Consider the following 20,505-nt stretch of genomic DNA (forward strand, 5'->3'; position numbering starts at 1 on the left):
GTTTCGGGTTGCTGTTTAGTGACAGTAAGCCCACGATAACTTTCCTAGGAGCCCATTATTTTAAGCGCAGCTAATGTCACCATGCAGTTTGGTGCAAAACCTCTTTTTGAGAATATTTCAGTAAAATTTGGCGACGGTAATCGTTATGGTCTGATCGGAGCAAATGGATGTGGTAAATCTACATTCATGAAGATTTTGGGCGGTGAGCTTGAGCCAAGTACAGGTAACGTCAGCGTTTCGCCTAATACTCGCCTTGCCAAGCTAAATCAGGATCAGTTTGCTTATGAAGAATATAGTGTCATCGACACTGTGATCATGGGTCATAAGGAGCTGTGGGAAGTTAAAGCTGAACGAGACCGTATTTATTCTTTACCAGAGATGAGTGAAGATGATGGTATGAAAGTAGCTGACCTGGAAACTGAATTTGCTGAAATGGACGGTTACTCTGCGGACTCTAAAGCGGGGGAGTTACTGTTGGGTGTTGGTATTCCTACCGAGCAACATTATGGTCCAATGTCTGAAATTGCCCCAGGCTTTAAACTTCGAGTACTACTTGCACAGGTGTTGTTTGCAGACCCTGATATTATGCTACTTGATGAACCAACCAACAACTTGGATATCTATACAATTAAATGGCTTGAAGAAGTACTTAATCAGCGTGATTGCACCATGCTAATTATTTCTCACGACCGTCATTTCTTAAACTCTGTATGTACGCATATGGCAGATATAGATTATGGTGAACTGAGAGTTTATCCAGGTAACTATGATGAATATATGTTTGCTGCAACTCAGGCGCGCGAAAAGCTGCTTAGCGAAAACGCAAAGAAAAAAGCTCAGATAGCTGAGCTTCAGCAATTTGTGTCACGATTTTCTGCAAATGCTTCTAAAGCAAAGCAAGCAACATCTCGTGCGAAGCAAATAGATAAAATCCAATTGGATGAGGTTAAAGCATCATCTCGCCAAACGCCGTTTATTCGCTTTGAACAGTCTAAACAGTTATTTAGAAATGCCCTTGAAATAAATGGTTTATCGCAGGGCTATGAAAGCACTTTATTCAGTGGCTTAGAAGCGTTAATCGAAGTGGGTGAGCGCATCGCTATCATCGGCGAAAACGGTGTTGGTAAATCAACTTTACTGCATACACTCGCTGGCCGATTAGCACCTAAAACAGGTGAGTTTAAATGGTCCGAAAATGCCAATATTGGCTACTATGCTCAAGACCATGCGGATGAATTTGAAAAAGATACAACCGTATTTGAGTGGATGGAACAATGGCAACAAGAAGGTGATGATGAACAAGTTGTTCGTAGCTATTTGGGCCGTATGCTGTTCTCTCAAAATGACATTAAAAAGTCAGTAAAGGTGCTATCAGGTGGTGAGCAAGGTCGAATGTTGTTTGGTAAGTTAATGATGCACAAACATAATATCTTACTAATGGATGAGCCGACCAACCATATGGATATGGAGTCAATCGAGGCGTTGAACTTAGCGCTCGAGCAGTATGAAGGCACCCTCTTTTTCGTATCACATGATAGACAATTTGTTTCGTCATTGGCGACCAGAATTTGGGAGATCAAAGATGGTAAGGTCATTGACTTTAGAGGCAACTACGAAGAGTACTTAGCAACGCAAGAGCAAGCTAAGTAACCAAAATAAAAACCGCGCTTAAGCGCGGTTTTTATTTACAAAAAGCTTATTTAATCACAGTGCACATGATTTTTAAAAGTTATGAGTCAGTGCAACATACCGAGCTTGTAAGCCCGAAAATAATGGTATTACCTCGCTATTTAGGTATAATACCGCGCAAAAATTAAAGTTGTTTTAAGTACCCCAATTATTGCTTAAAACAGTTGTTTATAACGTATCGTTTAATTCAATACCGAGGATTTATTATGACGGTTGGCATTATCATGGGCTCTAAATCAGATTGGCCTACAATGCAGCATGCTGCGGACATGCTCGACAAATTTGGCATCGAATATGAGACAAAAGTAGTTTCAGCTCACCGTACTCCTCAGTTATTAGCAGATTATGCATCAAGTGCTGCAGAGCGAGGCATTAAAGTGATCATCGCAGGCGCTGGCGGCGCAGCGCATTTGCCTGGTATGGCAGCTGCTTTTACTAGTTTGCCGGTATTGGGTGTTCCAGTTAAATCAAAAACCTTAAATGGTGTAGATTCTTTACTGTCTATTTGCCAAATGCCAAAAGGTGTAGCCGTAGGGACATTAGCGATTGGTGATGCAGGCGCTGCGAATGCAGGCTTGCTTGCAGCGCAGATATTAGGCTGTCAGCAGCCTGAGATTTTTGCCAAAGTGGAAGCGTTCCGAAAGGAGCAAACCGAGACCGTACTAGCTAACCCAAACCCAGCCGAGTAATATGAATATTTTAGTATTGGGAGCTGGGCAACTGGCTCGTATGATGAGTTTATCGGCCACTCATTTGGACTTACACGTTCTTGCGTATGATGTTGGCTCAAAACAAGTTATCAACCCTGTTACTTTTGATGTAACACCCTACACGTTAGCGCAAGCTATTGACAGAAGTGACGCTATCACAGCTGAATTTGAGCATATTCCAAATGATGTGCTGGCCTTATGTGCGAAAAGCGGAAAATTTTACCCGGGTGCAGAAGCAATAAAAACCGGTGGTGATAGAGCCAAAGAAAAAGCTTTGTTAGATAAGGCTAAGGTAGCCTGTGCTCCGTATCAGTTAATTACAGAAAAAAGTCACTTTTTAGCCGCTATTGATAATTTAGGAATGCCCTTAGTCGTAAAAACCTGCCAAGCAGGGTACGACGGCAAAGGCCAATGGCGAGTCAAGAGCCAAGATGATGTAGAACCTATTTGGTCAGAAATGGCTGAGTTTTTAGAATCAGGAACCGAGGCGTTACCACATACCATAATCGCTGAAAAAATGATCCCGTTTGATAGAGAAGTATCTATTATTGGGGTGCGAGGTAAAAATGGTCAATGCAAAACATATCCATTAACTGAAAACCAGCATACAAACGGGGTGCTTACCTTATCAATTGCAGGTAAAGAAAAGCCAATGATTGAACAACAAGCGCAGGACGCATTTAATGCGTTAGCGAAAGAGTTGGACTACGTCGGTGTGTTGGCGATTGAGTTTTTTGATGTACAAGGGCAGTTATTGGTTAATGAAATAGCACCACGGGTACACAATTCAGGGCATTGGACTCAGCAGGGGTGTCATGTCAGCCAATTCGAAAATCATATGCGTGCAGTAGCTGGTTTACCATTAGGCGCTACCGATTTATTGCGTCCTACGGCTATGATCAATGTACTTGGGCAAGCATCTATATCTACTGATGTTTTGAGCGTAGCTGATACGACCAGCCATTGGTATGGTAAATTAGCTAAACTGGGACGTAAGATGGGTCATATCAATGTGTCAGGTAATGATTTATCACAGTTAGGTGAGCGCTTGGAGCAACTTGCTGAACTATTGCCTGAGCAAGATTACCCGGGTGTTGCGCAAACAGCGCAAAGCCTCAAAGGTATTCAATAATAAACAGGCCGAGCTTAGCTCGGCTTTTTTATGCGTAAGATTTTGATAAACACATATGATAAAAAAACAGCATATTAAGCTCATTTTTTTCGCGCTTTTTGCTTTTAGCTTTACGCCAATCATTAGCGCCACCTTAGCCCTTGCTATGGGGCTCGCATTTGCTTGGTTCTTGGGTAACCCTTTTGAGGCTCAAAGTAACAAAGTGAGCAAGTGGTTATTAAAAGCGGCAGTGATTGGGCTTGGTTTCAATGTGAATATCATAGATGTACTGGAGGTTGGCCGTAGTTCCATCGTGCTTACTATTGTCAGTATCACGGCAATAATTGGACTCGGCGAGCTCTTAACCCAGGCATTTAGGCTCAATCGAAATACGGGGGTGCTTATTTCTTTTGGTACCGCCATTTGCGGTGGCAGTGCCATTGCTGCGATGGCGCCTGTTATCAAAGCAAAACAGCACGAAATCGCCGTAGCATTAGCAGTGGTATTTTCACTTAATGCAATTGGCTTATTGTTATTTCCTTGGATTGGCGAGTTGTTAGAGCTTAGTGATGAGCAGTTTGCAACTTGGGCTGCTTTAGCTATTCATGACACCAGCAGCGTTGTTGCAGCAGCAGCCACCTTTAGTCCGCTTGCGGTGGGTATAGCGACAACGATAAAACTTACGCGTGCTATGTGGATCATACCTTACACAGCCGCAGCTGGGGTATTTTGGCGAAGTGAGGAACGTGCCAGCATTCCTTTATTTATATTTGGCTTTTTATTAGCTGCAATGTGCAATAGTTTTCTAAATGCTTATCAAGCAATTTGGCAAACGTTGTATTTTGGCGCTAAGCATATGCTTGTTGCGACGCTATTTTTAATAGGCACATGCGTATCTAAGTCGGTGATATATCAAACTGGCTGGCGGCCTTTTGCAATGGCCACTGTGCTTTGGGTAATTGTCAGTGGTGTGCTACTCATACTCATTTTAGATAAATTAATTTAAATTTTATTGAACTGATCCTTTTTTTACTGGTCTGATATTTTGAGGCGTGGATAGGCCTCACTTCATAATCGTTGTCCATCAGCGACTATGTGAGCGCAGAGAGTATTTGGCCAGTAACATTTACTGGCCTTTTTTTATCTTAAAACTCGGTTGTTAGTCTTAAATATATCGAATTTACCCACCACATTTGATTTAATGGCAAAAACATAACAACTTAAAAGAAGCGCTATGATCAAACAATCTCTTCTGTCTATTGCCGTTGCATCCAGCTTGATGCTTACGGGCTGTCAAACAACAAGCCAAACAAAGCAAAGTGAAGTAGTGGACCAACCTATACAATCCGTAGTGGCCACGCCAGTTGATTTTGGTGGTGAAAGCATCACTCTAGAGCAAGCGATGGCACATCCAGATTGGATCAGTCGCAAGCCTGAGAATGCGTTTTGGGCAGCAAATAGCAACACTGTTATTTTTGAGCAAAAACAAGTGGGTAATGAGCTACGTGACACCTTTATGGTCACTACCTCATCATCGCCACAAAAGGTGATGCTTGAGCAACTTCACTCTGTCGGAGCACAAGACGCGATTTACTCTCGCGATGGTCGTTATCAAGCGTATACGTTTAAAGGTAACGTGTTTGTTAAACAGATAGCATCAGGTGATCTTAAGCAAATAACTCATAGCTCACAGACTGAATACGATTTGCAGTTTTTAAATTCGGGTGAACTTGCATATCGTGTAGATAATACATTTTATCGAGTTGATTTAGCATCAGGACTTACTCATGAAATAGCAAAACTGCACTTAAGCGAAGCGCCTAAAGGTCTACAAGAGCCAAGTACGTACATCGCAAAAGAGCAACATAAACTGATCGAATTTGTTGCGTTACAACACAAAAATAAAGCAGACAAGCAAGCTCGTGAAGAAGCATTAAAGGCTGAAAATACCACGATTGCAGATAATCACTTTTATTTAGGTAAAGGTAAGCAGCTAATAGAAGCAAGCTTATCTCCAGCTGGTGACAAGCTTATTGCGGTGATAAGCGACCCTCGTTCATGGCGTGACGAGGGTGATATTATGCCAAATTATGTCAGCCAAGATGGCCACATAGAATCAGTACCAGCGAGACGCAAAGTAGCGGATGCAAAGAGTCATGCTTCTACTGTTATTTTCATCGATATCACCTCTGGACAACAAACTGAACTCTCATACGACACTTTGCCAGGTTATGATGAAGATGTATTAGCGGCAGTGAAAAAAGAAAATGCCGAGCGTGAAGGTAAAACATACCAATCTAAAGCGGCACCGCGTGACATCAACTTAATGCCGCCTTGGGGCCTTGACCCTGTGCAATGGAATAGTGCAGGTGATGAAGTAGCACTGATGTTGGAAGCGTGGGATAACAAAGATAGGTGGATTGCTACGATTGATTTTGACAAGCAGCAGTTTGTTTCACAACACCGTTTACATGACGATGCATGGGTAAACTATGCACACAATGATTTTGGCTGGTTTAATAACGCCAATACACTTTACTATTTATCAGAGCAAAGCGGTTATAGTCATATTTACACTAAGCCTATCGATGGGAAAGCGACTCAGCTAACAGATGGCAAATTTGTAGTTTCAGATTTAACGTTAGCTAAAAACGATGCGCATATTTACTTTAAAGCTAATGTAAAACACCCTGGCATATACGAAATATATCGTGTGAATACGCGCACGGGTGAACGTGAGCAACTTACCGATTTAAACGGTATGACCGATTACAACCTAAGTCCCGATGAAAGCAAGTTATTATTAACGCACTCAACAATCATGATGCCCGAAGAGTTATACGTAACAGACGTGCAACCAAATGCGGTAGCAAAACGTGTTACTCACACTATTTCAGAGGCATTTTCCAACAAAAAATTAATTGCGCCTAAAATCGTCGCAGTACCATCAAGCCACGGTGAAGCGCCTATTTACTCAAAAGTGTATTACCCAGCAGATTATGTTGCAGGGGAAACAGGTAAAAAGCGTAAAGCTATTATCTTTAACCATGGTGCAGGATATACGCAAGATGCGCATATGGGGTGGTCTTACTACTTTAGAGAATTTATGTTTCATTCACTATTAGCGAGCGAAGGCTACGTGGTGATGGATATGGATTACCGAGCATCAAAAGGATACGGTAGAGATTGGCGTACCGCAATATACCGTCATATGGGCAAGCCTGAAATCGAAGACTTAGTTGACGGTGTAAATTGGATGGTAGACAACACCAATGTAGATAGAGAAGCGGTTGGCACTTATGGTGGCTCATACGGCGGCTTTATGACATTTATGGCGCTGTTTACCCAGCCTGATGTATTTAAAGCTGGCGCAGCAATTAGACCTGTTACAGATTGGGCATATTATAATCACGGTTATACGTCAAATATCTTGAACCACCCAGATGTTGATCCGATTGCTTATGAGCGTAGCTCACCAATCTATTTTGCCCAAGGGCTAAAAAACGAATTGTTGATCAATGCACCTATGCTTGATGACAATGTGTTCTTTCAAGATGTTGTTCGCCTTGTTCAGCGTTTAATTGAGCTTGAAAAAACAGGCTTTGAAACAGCGATTTACCCAGTTGAACCGCATGGCTTTAGGCAGCCTTCTAGTTGGTTAGACGAATATCGCCGTATTTATAAGTTGTTTAAAGAAAACCTTTAATTTACATCTAAAAACGCCAGCGATTAAGCTGGCGTTTTATTACATAGACGTGTGAACCTTGTGCTTTGTATTAAAATAAAGATCGGATCAACATAAAGGAATAAATATCATGCGCATAATTCACCTTCCAATCACAGTAGCACTTTTGCTATCAAGCTGTGTTCAGTACGAAGAATCGAATAAACCACCTATAAATAATAATCTACTCGCTGCATACGCTATGCTTGCACCAGCTAGCGATGGCTCAGTGCTTGTATACGCCAGAGTGGTAGTCGACAGTGTCTTAAAAGACTCAAGTGAGTGTCCTAATATTGTTAGCGAGTTTGGAAACACAATAAAAAGCGTAATGAGAGCGCAAAGGCCAGACCCAAGTTTGTTCCCAGTGACTGTTTGCGAAGCAGTGTTAGAACCGAATGTAAGCTATCAAGTAGCCCAAAGTAATCTAAAGCTTGCTAAATCATCACTAGAACCAAAAAATATTCAAATATTTGGTGATACCGGGTGTAAAAGCAAAGTGTGTGACAGCCAAGCGGCTGAACCCTTCCAGACTTTGGCCAATAACGCAGCAACAAATCCACCAGATTTGTTGCTGCACATGGGAGATTATAATTACCGAGGAACCTCAGGGAGTATCAGTGGTGATATATATGCCTATGATGCGGGAGATGGTGGCTATGGTGGTAAAAGTTGTGGGCTAAACGAAACCTATTACAGCCAAAACTCACAAGGAAGTCCAAGGCCTGATAGTTGGTCTAATTGGCGTGTTGACTTCTTTCAAAGCACACAAGAGTTAATCGGGAGTGCTCCTTGGGTATTTGCGCGCGGTAATCATGAGTTGTGCTCCAGAGCAGGCGTTGGTTGGTTTTACTTTTTTGGACCTGGGGCGCAATTTAATCAGTCAATAAAACAGCAGTCTTGTCCAGCGCAAGGTAGTTATACTAATCCGCCATCGTCAGCGGTTGAGCATATCGTAATGATTGAACCGTATGGTTTGCCGTTGCGTAATTTAAATGTGTGGGTGTTTGATTCGGCTAATGCCTGTGATGAACTTGCAACTAACCAGTTGACTGCACAATATACACAACAATTTGACAAGTTAAATACGTTTGCTGAGCGCTCAGAAAATCCCACTTGGATTATGACGCATCGACCAATCTGGGGAGTCAATGCTGTATCACCTCTAGATACATTAAATAAGCAATTACAAGTTGCTTTGTCTGAGACCAAACAACAAGCATTGTCAGATAAAGTAGCGTTGTCATTGTCTGGTCATATGCACCTATATCAGTCAGTTACTCCAAATGATAAGGCCAAGGCTGGTAGACCTGCACAAATTGTGGTTGGCAATAGCGGCGTGAGCCTGAGTAACACAACTGACAACCAAAGTGTATCAATCATGCTTGATGGCATACCAAGTATTGTTAATACGCAAGGTCGGTTTGGCTATCTGAATATTCAGCTTTCAGATAACGCCCTCCAATGGAGAGGCCAAATGATAGGGGAGAACGGCGAAGCATTTTTATTATGTGACCCCAATAATATGGCAAACGCTAAGGCAATTTGTGAAAAGTTAGACTAACAAACCTCAGCAATGCTCACAGCTACGAGGATATAAATAAATTTATATCCTCAGTTGCTAATCTAGTGCATATCTACAGTGATATGGCTTAGTCAGTTGAGCATTAATTTTTATGTAAGACAATAAGTTAGTGTAATAGAAACGTGTAAATAGATCATTTTTAAATAACTATAAGGATAAGTATGTCGTTTTTCAAAAAAGTACTCGGTAGTGTAGGAATTGGTGCTGCAAAGGTAGATGCCGTATTGGATCATAACGAACTATCACCAGGTGAAGAACTAACTGGTGTGATTAAGGTGGTCGGCGGCAAAGTGGCGCAAGAGATCAATAAAATAGATCTTGATGTTATGTGTAACTACACTGTTGAGTATGAAGACGATGAAGGTGAAGAAGTCACAGAAGTGCGAGAGCATACCCTGTCACGTTTTCAAATAAAGGAAAAGTTTACGATTGAGCCTGGAGAAGAAAAGCATTTTTCATTTTCGTTTGACCTAGAAGAAGAAACACCAATCACTGTTGGCCACTCAAAAACATGGTTGGAGACGAATTTAGACATTGATATGGCCATTGATAAAACAGACAAAGATTATGTTTTTGTCGTACCAACTGAGTTACAACAAACGGTCATTGATGCGTTACAAGATCTCGGTTTTAAGCTTTATGACGCCGATTGTGAAGGCGTAGACTCGGTATCGTTTTCAAGGTTACCATTCGTACAAGAACTCGAATTTAAGACTATTTCTGGCGACTTTCATGGTAAGTTTGACGAAGTGGAAGTGGTATTTTTAAATCGGGGTTACCAATTAGATGTGATTTTTGAAATCGACAGGAAAGCTCGAGGCTTTTCAGGATTTTTTAAAGAAGCATTTGATTTAGATGAATCTAAGGTACGCTTGGTTGTCACAGAAGATAACCTTGAAGAAGTAGAAGATATAATTTACGACTTGCTAGAAGCTAATGCATAAAACCTTATTACAACCTTAAGCTACGTCTCGCTAGTAAACAAAGCTGTCAGACCTTTTCTATAGAAAGACTTATATCAAGAATGGGGTCTGACATCAAAAACAAACTCAGTCTTTTCTCGCACAATTTATCTATTGCCTGAACGCGAACTCACAGTAAATATAAAGAGGCTCTAAAACAGCGTTTAGGAATGAGAGCCTTAAAAAACCGCTTCCCCTTTATTTTTGTATAAAAAATAATCGCAAAAAAATAAATTAGCAAAATAAATTAGTTAGGCTAAGCTTTTTAGAAAATAAAGGTTTAGAGCACATTTGATCATGAAACGATGATTTGTTGATACTTTGGATATTCATGTAGCGTCTAGTGTGAACTTCCATAGGTGCTATATAGAGGGTGTGCTATATCATGACAAAGAAGTTAAATTTAATGTTAATTTGTTGTTTTATTTCTGTTTTTGTGTTTACAATTAGGCGTATGATATTGTTAGTGAAATAAACTAAGAAACCGTTAAGTTCTAAGGAATTATTTGTAGTTCTGTTGTCGTGTAAACGAGATATGTGATTTCTGCTTGACTCTTAATAAATGTAACTAAATGACTATATGTTGGTTATAAGTACTGGGAGTAGTTAATCAGTGTTTTTCCTTGCTGATTACCCAAGGATGTACAAACTGAAGTTTTGCATAACTTTATTTATTGTACTAATTACATTAGTTGGTTTTTATCAATTATAACCGTATATGTACGGCGTAGGTTGCATCTTGCTGTACTGAACGTTGATGGGCACGGAATGAATACAAATATAGTAGCGTCCTTAGTCGCACTGGCTAAGACTCGTGGCAATGATGTCGCATATCAATATTTCTTCGATGATGAACAACCCTGTAAAACTCTCACTTATGCTCAACTAGATCATAGAGCGAGGTTAATTGCTTCAGGGCTTAAAGTTCACTTTAAAAAAGGCGATAGAGCGCTGCTGCTATATCAATCTGGAGTCGAGTTTATTGAAGCATTTTTTGCGTGCCTTTACGCCGGTGTTATCGCCGTTCCAGCTTATCCTCCTAAAAAAAACCAGAATATTGATAGGCTACGAAACATAATTGAAGATGCAGGCGCGACGGGGGCATTAACGACCCTCAAGATATCTGAAATCGCTGCTCCTTTGTTCGAAACAGAAGCAAGTTTGCAGTCAGTCCCGTTGTACACCACTGATGAACAACTATCACAATCTCACGAACCGATGTCTTGGCAAGATATTAGCATAGAGCCATCTGACTTGGCCTTTTTGCAATATACATCAGGCTCAACAGGCACACCAAAAGGCGTTATGGTCGATCACGCTAACATCATTGATAACGAACAAATGATGAAAGAGGCGTTCGGTCACGACGAACATACTCCGATTGTCAGCTGGTTACCGCACTTTCACGATATGGGGCTTATTTTTGGTATTTTGCACCCGATTTATATTGGCGCAAGTGCTGCGTTGATGAACCCCACCTTCTTTTTGCAAAAGCCTTATCGTTGGCTAAAACTACTAAGCGACACTCAAGGAGTTACATCGAGTGCACCTAACTTTGCTTATGATTTGTGTGTTGACACGATAAAAGATGAAGAGTTGGCAACACTTGATTTATCAAGTTGGCGCAGAGCGTTAAATGGCGCAGAGCCCGTAAGAGCGAGTACGCTTGAGCGTTTTTATCAAAAATTTAAAAGCTGTGGGCTAAAACGAGCTGCAATATCCCCATGCTATGGTATGGCAGAAACAACGTTATTTGTGACGGGCAGTAAATTAGGTGATGGTGCAAAAGTATTAAAACTTGATACGCAGCAATTACAGCAAGGTAAAGCGTCACTGCTAGATCAAAATCAAGATAATGAACCATTTTGTGATTTAAGCGCTGCTAACAATGCATCTACCTATTATGCCGTCTCTTGCGGCACCACATGGCATAACCATAAAATTGCGATTGTTGACGCGCAAAGCAAATTGCAATTGGAAGATGGCTGTGTAGGGGAAATATGGATTAGAGGCGCAAGTGTTGCAAAAGGCTATTGGCAACGCGCTGAACAAACCTTAGAAGTGTTTAATGGTTTTATTGATGCTGATGAGAAACAACCATACTTGCGTTCAGGCGACCTTGGTTTTTTGCATAACGGTGATTTATACGTCACTGGTCGTTGTAAAGATGTACTGATATTCAGAGGGAAAAACCACTATCCACAAGATATAGAACTCAGTGTTAGCCTCTCTCATGATGCCTTGGACAACAATGGCGGAGCCGCATTTTCAGTAACAACAGATAAAGGTGAAGAAGGGCTCGTGGTGGTGCAGCAAGTTAAGCGTACCGCAATCAGAAAACTCGATAGCGATGCCGTGTTTTCTGCAATGACCACAGCTATCATTCAAAACCATGATATTACCCCCTATGAACTGGTACTAATAAAACCTGGTCGCATTTTAAAAACATCCAGTGGCAAAATTCAGCGCCAAGAAAATAAACGTCACTATGAGCAAAACAGCTTCGAAACAATTGCGCGAACTAAGCCGTTACAGGCTTCGACAGAGCCCAAACAAAATAACTACAAGCAAAAAGAGGCTTCCAATCAATTAACTCACTTACAAGAGCGGGTACAGTGTGCACTTAAAGACGTTATTGCCCAAGAGGTTGAAAAGAGCGCAGGCTCACTTGACGTAGATGCAACATTTCAGTCACTTGGTATTGATTCAATGAAGGCTGTACGTGTGTCTGGTGAATTGGTTGAGTTACATGACATTGAACTTGAACCTACGGTGCTCTTTGAATACCCAAGCATTGCTCAGCTGGCTACCTATCTGTGCGAGTTTGAGCAAGTACGGCGCGCTTTTATCGGTTCAAATCAAGAGCGGCAAACAGCACAAGGCGAGACTGAAAATGAGCGTTTATCAACGCACACTATAAACAACAAAGACATTGCGGTGATTGGTATGGCCTGTCGCTACCCTCAAGCAAATGGCTTAGAGGCGTATTGGCAGTTACTGTCACAAATGCAAAGTGCGATTGCAAACGCGAGTGAGTCACGCAAACATTTATGTCCTAAGTTCAATATGCAAAGGTTAGGCGGCTATCTCGAAGACATCGATTGTTTTGACCCTGCAATGTTTTCTTTGTCGCCAACGGAGGCAAAGCACATAGACCCGCAACATAGATTGCTACTTGAAACGGCCTATCATGCGATAGAGTCGGCAGGGCTTTCACCGGTTGAGCTCTATGGTCAAGAGGTCGGGGTATATGTTGGCATTTCTCAAAATGATTATTTTGGCATTTCTAATCAAGTACAAGCAGATAACCCTTATCTGGGCACCGGTACCGCGTTAAGCATTGCAGCAAATAGACTCTCTTATACATTCAATTTTACGGGTCCGAGTTTAGCAATTGATACTGCTTGTTCGTCATCGTTAGTTGCGTTGCACCAGGCAATGCAAGCAATGCGCAGTGGAAAATTGCCGATGGCAATGGCTGCAGGAGTTAACCTTATTTTAAGTGATGAGGTATCTAATGCTTGCCAAAATGCGCAGATGCTTTCGCCTGATGGATTATGCAAAACATTTTCAAATAGTGCGAACGGCTACGTACGAAGCGAGGGCGTTGGCTGTTTACTGCTCAAACCCTTAGCTCAAGCATTAGCAGATAAAGATCCAATTTATGGCGTACTAAAGGGCAGTGCACTTAACCAAGATGGGCGTAGTAATGGCCTAACTGCACCCAATGGTATTGCGCAGCAAAGCGTTATTCGCGCAGCGCTTGACGATGCTCAGCTATCGGCTAAAGAGATTCAGTACGTAGAAGCACATGGCACAGGTACAGAGCTTGGCGATCCAATAGAGGTATCCGCTTTAAACAAAGTGTATCGGGAAAACCAAGTTGGTGCGGAGCCATTAATCGTTGGCTCGGCAAAAGCAAATATTGGCCACCTAGAATCTGGTGCCGGTATTGCTGGAGTAATTAAAACCTTGCTATGTTTTGAGCATCAACAGATCCCTGGGCAGCCTTATTGCGATGAGCTGAACTCGCATATTCCTTGGCATAAAATCGCAATTACGGTTAAAACCAAAACAATCGAGTGGCCAAAAAGTGAAAAAAATATACTTCTAGCAGGGGTTAGCTCATTTGGTTTTGGTGGCACCAATGCTCATGTTATTTGCCAAAGCGCGCCTTCGCGGAGCAGTGAATCTATAGATTTAGAATCACATTGTTTACCTTACATTTTACCGCTGAGTGCAAAAACGTCAGCGTCACTGATTGCCTTAGCAAAAAGTTATGGGAACCAGCTCAAAAACTTTAATTCGGCGCAATTTGATGCGCTGATACTGACTGCTGCACACACTAAACCTTTGAAAAAATCTGTAAAATCAGCTGTATATGCGCAAACTAGAAAGCAGTTGGTTGAGAATCTATTGCATTACAATGAGCATGTTGAAGAACATCAAGTCTCACCCAAAACCGTGTTTTTGTTCACCGGTCAGGGCGCTCAATATGCACAGATGGGAAAAACGCTATATGAAAGCCAAAGCGTGTTCAAAAGTGCCATAGACGAGTGTGATGTTTTATTACGAGATATTTTTGATAAATGCTTAATTGAGGCGTTATATAGCGAAGAAAGTGACCGAATCACTAACCAAACTAAATGGACTCAAGTGGTTATTTTTGCCGTTGAATATGCATTGGCAAAACTATTAGTCAGCTTTGGTGTCAAGCCAGATATGTTGATAGGCCATAGTGTCGGTGAGTATGCTGCTGCATGTATAGCAGGGGTTTTCTCGCTAGAAGATGCTGTAAAACTGATATCTGCGCGTGCACAGCTGATGGCTGGTCTTGAATCTGGTGGTGCTATGGTATCAGCGCGATGTGATGAACAATTGGCTAAAGTGTTGCTTGAACCCTACCAAAGCGAAGCCGCGATCTCCGCCTTCCATGGGTTAAGTGGCGTGGTGTTCTCTGGAAGCTCGCAGGCCATAGAGGCGATTTGTGAACAGTTGAATAGCAAGTCGATTAAATTCAAGGCACTCAATACTGCCAGAGCGTTTCACTCACCACTTATGAAACCGATCCTTGATAAATTTGAGGATGTGGTAAAAAGCGTTTCATTGTCTTCACCTAACTGCGAGTTTATTTCTTCAGTAACAGGAAAACCTGAGCAACAGGCATTGTGCCAGCACAGTTATTGGGTAGAGCAAATAATCCAACCAGTTAAATTTGCACAAGCGCTAAATGCTCTACAACAGTTTGATGAATATTGTGTTGTTGAAATTGGCCCAAAACCCGTGCTTAGCACATTGGTACAAGAGAACCGCCCAAAAGATAACAGTGAATTTATTGCTGTGCTTAATGCCAAAGGCGATGATAAATCACGCTTGTTAGAGGCAATTGCTAAGCTGTTTGAAATCGGCGTGCAGCTTGATTGGCAAGCTATCTATCCGCAAACGGGGTATGTTCGCCAGCCGTTACCTACTTACCCGTTTGCAAAAGAGCGATATTGGATGGGGCGCGATGACTCTTTCGAATCTTTATCAGTCCAACCTGTTGTATCTCAGGACCGTTCAGATGCGATTCGTCAGTTTGTATTACTGACCTTATCTAAGCAGCTGTCTATCCCTACCCATAATATTGATAGTCATCAGCCGTTACTCGAAATGGGGGTTGACTCGCTGATGATCATGCAGGCGGTCAGAACTTACGAGAAAGAATTTAAATTAGAATTCAGCGTTCGACAATTCTACGAGGAGCTTAGCACGGTTGATCGTTTAGTTGATTATATAGAGCGCAATAGTGATTATTTAAGCCAAACAAATCAATGTGATTTGGCTGCGTCTGTACAACAAGAGACTCAACAAAACAACGTGTTACTTGATGAATTAGCATTAGGTGAACAAACAATTGCAGCGATTTGCCGCGAGCAACTTCAAGCCGCTGCAATTGTGACCAATGAACAAGCAAGGCTGAGTGTTGAAGCTGTTACTTCAAGGCAGCTGCAAATGTTACAAGGTTCAGGTGTGAGCACAACTCAAACTGCTAAACCTTTAATTCGACATACCCCCAGCATGGCCCAAGCGAGTGTTACGCAAACACCACAAAAGAGCAGTGTGTTACCCGGATTTCAAGCAAAACACGTTGTGGTGCAAAATGACAATGAGCAAATCAAACAACACCAAATAGATTTAGCCAGTCGCTATTGTGGTAAAACGCAAAGTTCAAAAAATCTAGTTAGCATACACCGTTCACATTTGGCTGATTGCAGAGCTTCTGCGGGCTTTAGGCTTTCGAGCAAAGAAATGCTTTATCCGGTGTTTGCGAAACGTTGTCTGGGTTCACGAATTTGGGATGTTGATGGTAATGAATATATTGATATTACCATGGATTTTGGCGTGAACTTATTTGGTCATAAAAGCGAGTTTATTACCCAATCACTGTACGAACAAATCGATTCTGGGCTGCAATTGGGTCTGGCAAGTCCGCTCGCGTGTGAAGTGGCAGAGCTAATTAGTGAGTTAACGGGCCTTAAGCGAGTAACATTTTGCAACTCAGGTACCGAAGCTGTAATGACAGCGGTGCGGCTAGCACGCACTGTTAACAAGCGAAATAAAATTGTCCAGTTTAAGGGGGCATATCATGGTCATTACGACGGTACTCTTGCTCATCCGACTCCAGATGGCAACCATGTTGAGCCAATGTGTTCAGGGGTACGCCAAGGCGCGATTGAGGATAATATCGTTTTGGATTATGGCTCGGACGAAGCACTTGACGTGATCCGCCAAAATGCCCATTCAATCGCTGCTGTATTAGTAGAGCCAGTACAAAGCCGCCATCCAGAACTCCAGCCTTGGGGCTTTTTGCATGCGCTCAGAGCACTGACCAAAGAACTGGATATTGCTTTAATATTTGACGAGATGATCACCGGTTTTAGAGCCCACCCCGGTGGCGTCCAAGCTTTACTTGGAATTGAAGCTGATATGGCGACCTATGGCAAGATTGTCGGCGGAGGGCTTCCGATTGGCGTGGTTGCAGGTAGCGCAAAATATTTAGACGCCATCGATGGTGGAGATTGGCAATATGGAGATAGCTCTTTCCCAGAAGTAGACACAACCTTTTTTGCCGGTACATTTTGTAAACACCCCTTGGCTATGGCAAGTGCAAAAGCGGTACTGAGTGAAATCAAAAAGCGCGGTGCGCAGTGCCAAGCGAAAATAGCGGACAAAACCAATTATTTAAAAGCCACCTTGAATGAGTTTTTTGCAGCGCACAATGTGCCTATTAGCATAGAGTCTTTTACTTCGCTGTTTCGCTTTAGATTTAATCAAAATCTGGATGTTTTCTTTTATGAAATGCTCAATCGTGGCGTGTTTATTTGGGAAGGACGCAACTGCTTTTTAAGTGATGCGCACACCGACAAAGATGTAGATACAATTATTATGGCTGTCAAAGACAGCGTACTCGCTTTGCAATCCGCAGGATACTTTGGTAACCCTGAGGATAACAATACTGATAACACTGACCCTTTAAACCAAGCACAGCAGCAACTATTAGCGTTAGCGCTTCGCAGCGAACAGGGCGCATTAGCCTATCATTTACAGGGGGTAGTCAAGCTTCAAGGGCAGTTAGATGTTACTCGCTTAGTTGAGGTGGTAACGCAGTTATACGATGTGTTGCCTATTTTGAGTTATGGCGTAGATATTGATAATTTGTGCCACAAGCAACGAACAAGTAGCAACCCCGTTGTTCGTATCGAGAAGTGTTTAAGTAGCGACGACGTAAACGGCAAACTTTCTGAGCTAAGATACGAAGCATTTGATTTTGACGCCCAGCCGCTGATCCGCTTTGTGTTAATTCAATCACCAAACGATTGCTACTACCTGAGCGTGATTGCGCACCATTTGCTTTATGATGGTATGGCAATAACACAACTTATTAATGCAATAGCGTGTGGTTATAATGATGATGAGGGGAAAAATAATCCGCAATTTATCGATTTTACTCACTATAACTGCGCACTGAATGAGTATTGTCAATCGTCTCGTTATGCTCATGACGAGCAATATTGGTTGGCACAGTTACGAGGTATTGAGCCGCTCTCACTTGCAGTTAAAACGAATGCCCCAAGCACACACAATTACGAAGTGGATGGTGTTAAATATGCAATTGCCCATCAGGCGATAGATAATCTTAAAAACCTTGCTAAATCATTGGGAGTTGGACAGTTTGCAACGCAATTGGCCATGTACGTTTTATGGTTAAACAGATTAACGCGGCAAAATACCATCGCGGTGCTTATTCCCGTTTCTTGTCGGCAGTTACTGGCAACAAATTATGATAGTGATGAGTTAGACAGCGGCTTAATCGGCTATTGCACCAATATTTTGCCAATCGTTGTAGATTGTACGCCTCATGCCAATGTAGGCACTTTAGTAAAAGCGGTGCAAACGCAGTTGCTAGATGCATTTGAACATCAATATTACCCATATTCTGCACTGGCAAATCAAGACTTGGACTTACCTACTGTCATGTTCAACATGGATAAGGTCGGTGCGTTACCTGAATTTAAGGGAATAACCGCTAAGAATATTGACACTTTGGCCAAATATAACCAGTTCGAGTTGTCTTGTAATATTACGTGTGTTGGTCAGCAATGGTCATTACAGCTTGAATACAATAAAGGAAAGTTTGATAAAAGCTGGATCGAAAACAATCTACGTCAATTAATAGGGTTGTTTGGCCAACTAAAAGAATCTGATCTGTTAGAGAGCAAAGCGTGCTCATTACTGGATAATCAGGCTTATCAGCAGGTACTGTTATCTGCGTTTCAAAACGCACAAACGCAGACTCTGCAATCGGTGTTTTTAGATGATTTTGCAGATATGGTTAAAAAGTATGGCCAAAAAACTGCAGTAAAATGCGCTGAAACACAGCTGAGTTATAATGATTTAGATAAGCGTATTAATCAAATGGCTCTGTACTTGCGCACCAAGGGGATCGGTGAAGGCCAATTGGTGGCTATTGCTTTACCAAGACGCAACGAGTTACTGATAAACCTACTTGCGGTGCTCAGAATCGGTGCCGCATACTTGCCTTTAGATTTAGCTTATCCCATGCAGCGTATTAAAGATATATTGGAAGATGCACAGGTTTCGTTGCTAATTTGTGATAGCACAACGGATGTTAGTGAGCTAACAGAAACTGTCAGTTGTGATGTGATGAATTTGGACAACGAAGCTGAACAAATCGATATTCAACCAAACACTGAACTTAGTAATTGTGTAACCGCCGAACATACAGCATATGTCATTTATACCTCAGGCTCGACTGGTAAGCCTAAAGGTGTTGAGATCTCTCATGGTGCACTAAGCAACTTGCTGCGGGCTATGCGTGATAAACCAGGAATAACGCGTGATGACAAAATGCTAGCCATTACCACCATCGCTTTTGACATCGCAATGCTTGAGTTATTTTTACCGCTTACTGTGGGTGCGCAAACGATTATCGCGACTGAGCAAATATGTAGTGATCCTGAGGCTATCATTGAGCAGCTGGGTGTACACTCAGTGACGCATATGCAAGCTACACCAACATTGTGGCGCTTGTTGTTAAACACGGATAGTTGCAGTGTAGCGGGCCTTAAAGTGCTATGTGGCGGCGAGCCACTAGACAGAGTGTTAGCACAGAAGATGCTCACTGCTGGCGCTGAGCTTTGGAATATGTATGGTCCAACTGAAACAACGATATGGTCGTCTGTACGGCAAATAGATAATGCCAGCCAGATCACCATTGGTAATGGTATCGCAAGTACAGGGCTATATGTTATGGACGAACATGCTCAGTCTAAATCACTGCCACTACCCATTGGAGTATGGGGGGAGCTATGGATAGCGGGCGATGGTTTGGCGAAAGGTTATCTAAATCGTACAGACTTGACGCAGCAGCGATTTATAGATCATCAATTTGATGAACAACTGTCGCAACGGGTTTATAAAACCGGAGACCGAGCTCGTCGCCTCGCCAATGGAGAGATTGAACTACAAGGTCGCCTTGACCAGCAAATTAAGCTTAATGGTCATCGTATCGAGTTGAATGAGATTGAGTATCACATCTCACAATTACTAGGTACAAGCGATATAAAAGTGCTGGTATTAAGCGAAGCGCAAAACGCGAGTATCTTATGTGCCTATGGGGTGGATAAAGGCAACTTATCATCTAGTTGGGCATTACCTAAACTACGCCAGTCTCTTACAAAATATCTACCAAATTACATGCTTCCTGAGCAGCTTTGTTGGCTTCATGAGTGGCCTAAAACAGCCAATGGTAAATTAGATATTAACGCGCTACCCAAATCGCGAGCAGTGCAATCTTACAAACCAGCACAACTTAGCTCACCCACAACATTAAGTGAAGAAAAGTTATTAAAGTACTTCGAGCAAATTTTGAAGACTTCGCATTTTTGCACGACTCAGAGCTTTTTTGATGGTGGTGGTAACTCGGTATTAGCTATGCAATTGGTGTCAAATATTAATAAAGGGTTTGATATTAGAGTAACCGTTGCCGATGTGTTCGACTACCCAAGTGTCAGTCAGCTTGCGCAGCGAATTGATGACCTCATGCAAGCGAGAGCTGCATCCGGCGCAGTGCCAAAAGTTCAGCAGGTGAGTGACATTATCAGTGGCAGGGATATTGGTGACGCCTTAGCCGATCAATCCATGACGGAGATGGACTTGTAACT

Annotated in this window: 8 protein-coding genes; all 8 read left to right on the forward strand. The window is 42.2% G+C overall.

Annotated elements, in window-relative coordinates; genetic code table 11:
* The first annotated feature begins 57 nt into the window (after positions 1 to 57).
* The 8 genes from HG263_RS00760 to HG263_RS00795 all read left to right on the forward strand — a co-directional run bounded on the left by HG263_RS00760 (position 58) and on the right by HG263_RS00795 (position 20,503).
* Complete coding sequence (locus tag HG263_RS00760; RefSeq protein ID WP_171624888.1) at positions 58 to 1,650, forward strand: ABC-F family ATPase; 1,593 nt, start codon at positions 58 to 60, stop codon at positions 1,648 to 1,650.
* A 245-nt stretch (positions 1,651 to 1,895) separates the two neighbouring features.
* Complete coding sequence (gene purE / locus HG263_RS00765) at positions 1,896 to 2,378, forward strand: 5-(carboxyamino)imidazole ribonucleotide mutase (RefSeq protein WP_152085904.1); 483 nt, start codon at positions 1,896 to 1,898, stop codon at positions 2,376 to 2,378.
* A gap of 1 nt (position 2,379) precedes the next feature.
* Positions 2,380 to 3,531, forward strand: a complete 1,152-nt coding sequence (locus HG263_RS00770) for a 5-(carboxyamino)imidazole ribonucleotide synthase (RefSeq protein ID WP_171624182.1) — start codon at positions 2,380 to 2,382, stop codon at positions 3,529 to 3,531.
* 55 nt (positions 3,532 to 3,586) lie between these two features.
* On the forward strand, positions 3,587 to 4,516 hold the full coding sequence (locus tag HG263_RS00775; protein WP_171624183.1) for a YeiH family protein: 930 nt from the start codon (positions 3,587 to 3,589) through the stop codon (positions 4,514 to 4,516).
* Positions 4,517 to 4,744: 228 nt separating this feature from the next.
* Positions 4,745 to 7,216, forward strand: a complete 2,472-nt coding sequence (locus HG263_RS00780) for a S9 family peptidase (protein ID WP_171624184.1) — start codon at positions 4,745 to 4,747, stop codon at positions 7,214 to 7,216.
* A gap of 109 nt (positions 7,217 to 7,325) precedes the next feature.
* Entirely contained in the window at positions 7,326 to 8,795 is a 1,470-nt protein-coding gene (locus tag HG263_RS00785; RefSeq protein ID WP_171624185.1) for a metallophosphoesterase, read from the forward strand.
* A 182-nt stretch (positions 8,796 to 8,977) separates the two neighbouring features.
* On the forward strand, positions 8,978 to 9,760 hold the full coding sequence (locus tag HG263_RS00790; protein WP_171624186.1) for a sporulation protein: 783 nt from the start codon (positions 8,978 to 8,980) through the stop codon (positions 9,758 to 9,760).
* Between the two features lie 786 nt (positions 9,761 to 10,546).
* A complete protein-coding gene (locus tag HG263_RS00795) occupies positions 10,547 to 20,503 on the forward strand; it encodes a non-ribosomal peptide synthetase/type I polyketide synthase (RefSeq protein ID WP_171624187.1) in 9,957 nt (3,318 codons plus the stop codon).
* Positions 20,504 to 20,505 lie beyond the last annotated feature (2 nt).

This window comes from Pseudoalteromonas caenipelagi (genome assembly GCF_013140855.1).
GTDB classification, from domain to species: Bacteria; Pseudomonadota; Gammaproteobacteria; order Enterobacterales; family Alteromonadaceae; genus Pseudoalteromonas; species Pseudoalteromonas caenipelagi.

Bases quoted from the DNA above. Each gene is read 5' to 3' on its own strand.
- purE (WP_152085904.1), top strand. From the start codon at position 1,896: ATGACGGTTGGCATTATCATGGGCTCTAAATCAGATTGGCCTACAATG.
- HG263_RS00770 (WP_171624182.1), top strand. From the start codon at position 2,380: ATGAATATTTTAGTATTGGGAGCTGGGCAACTGGCTCGTATGATGAGT.
- HG263_RS00775 (WP_171624183.1), top strand. From the start codon at position 3,587: ATGATAAAAAAACAGCATATTAAGCTCATTTTTTTCGCGCTTTTTGCT.
- HG263_RS00780 (WP_171624184.1), top strand. From the start codon at position 4,745: ATGATCAAACAATCTCTTCTGTCTATTGCCGTTGCATCCAGCTTGATG.
- HG263_RS00785 (WP_171624185.1), top strand. From the start codon at position 7,326: ATGCGCATAATTCACCTTCCAATCACAGTAGCACTTTTGCTATCAAGC.
- HG263_RS00790 (WP_171624186.1), top strand. From the start codon at position 8,978: ATGTCGTTTTTCAAAAAAGTACTCGGTAGTGTAGGAATTGGTGCTGCA.
- HG263_RS00795 (WP_171624187.1), top strand. From the start codon at position 10,547: ATGAATACAAATATAGTAGCGTCCTTAGTCGCACTGGCTAAGACTCGT.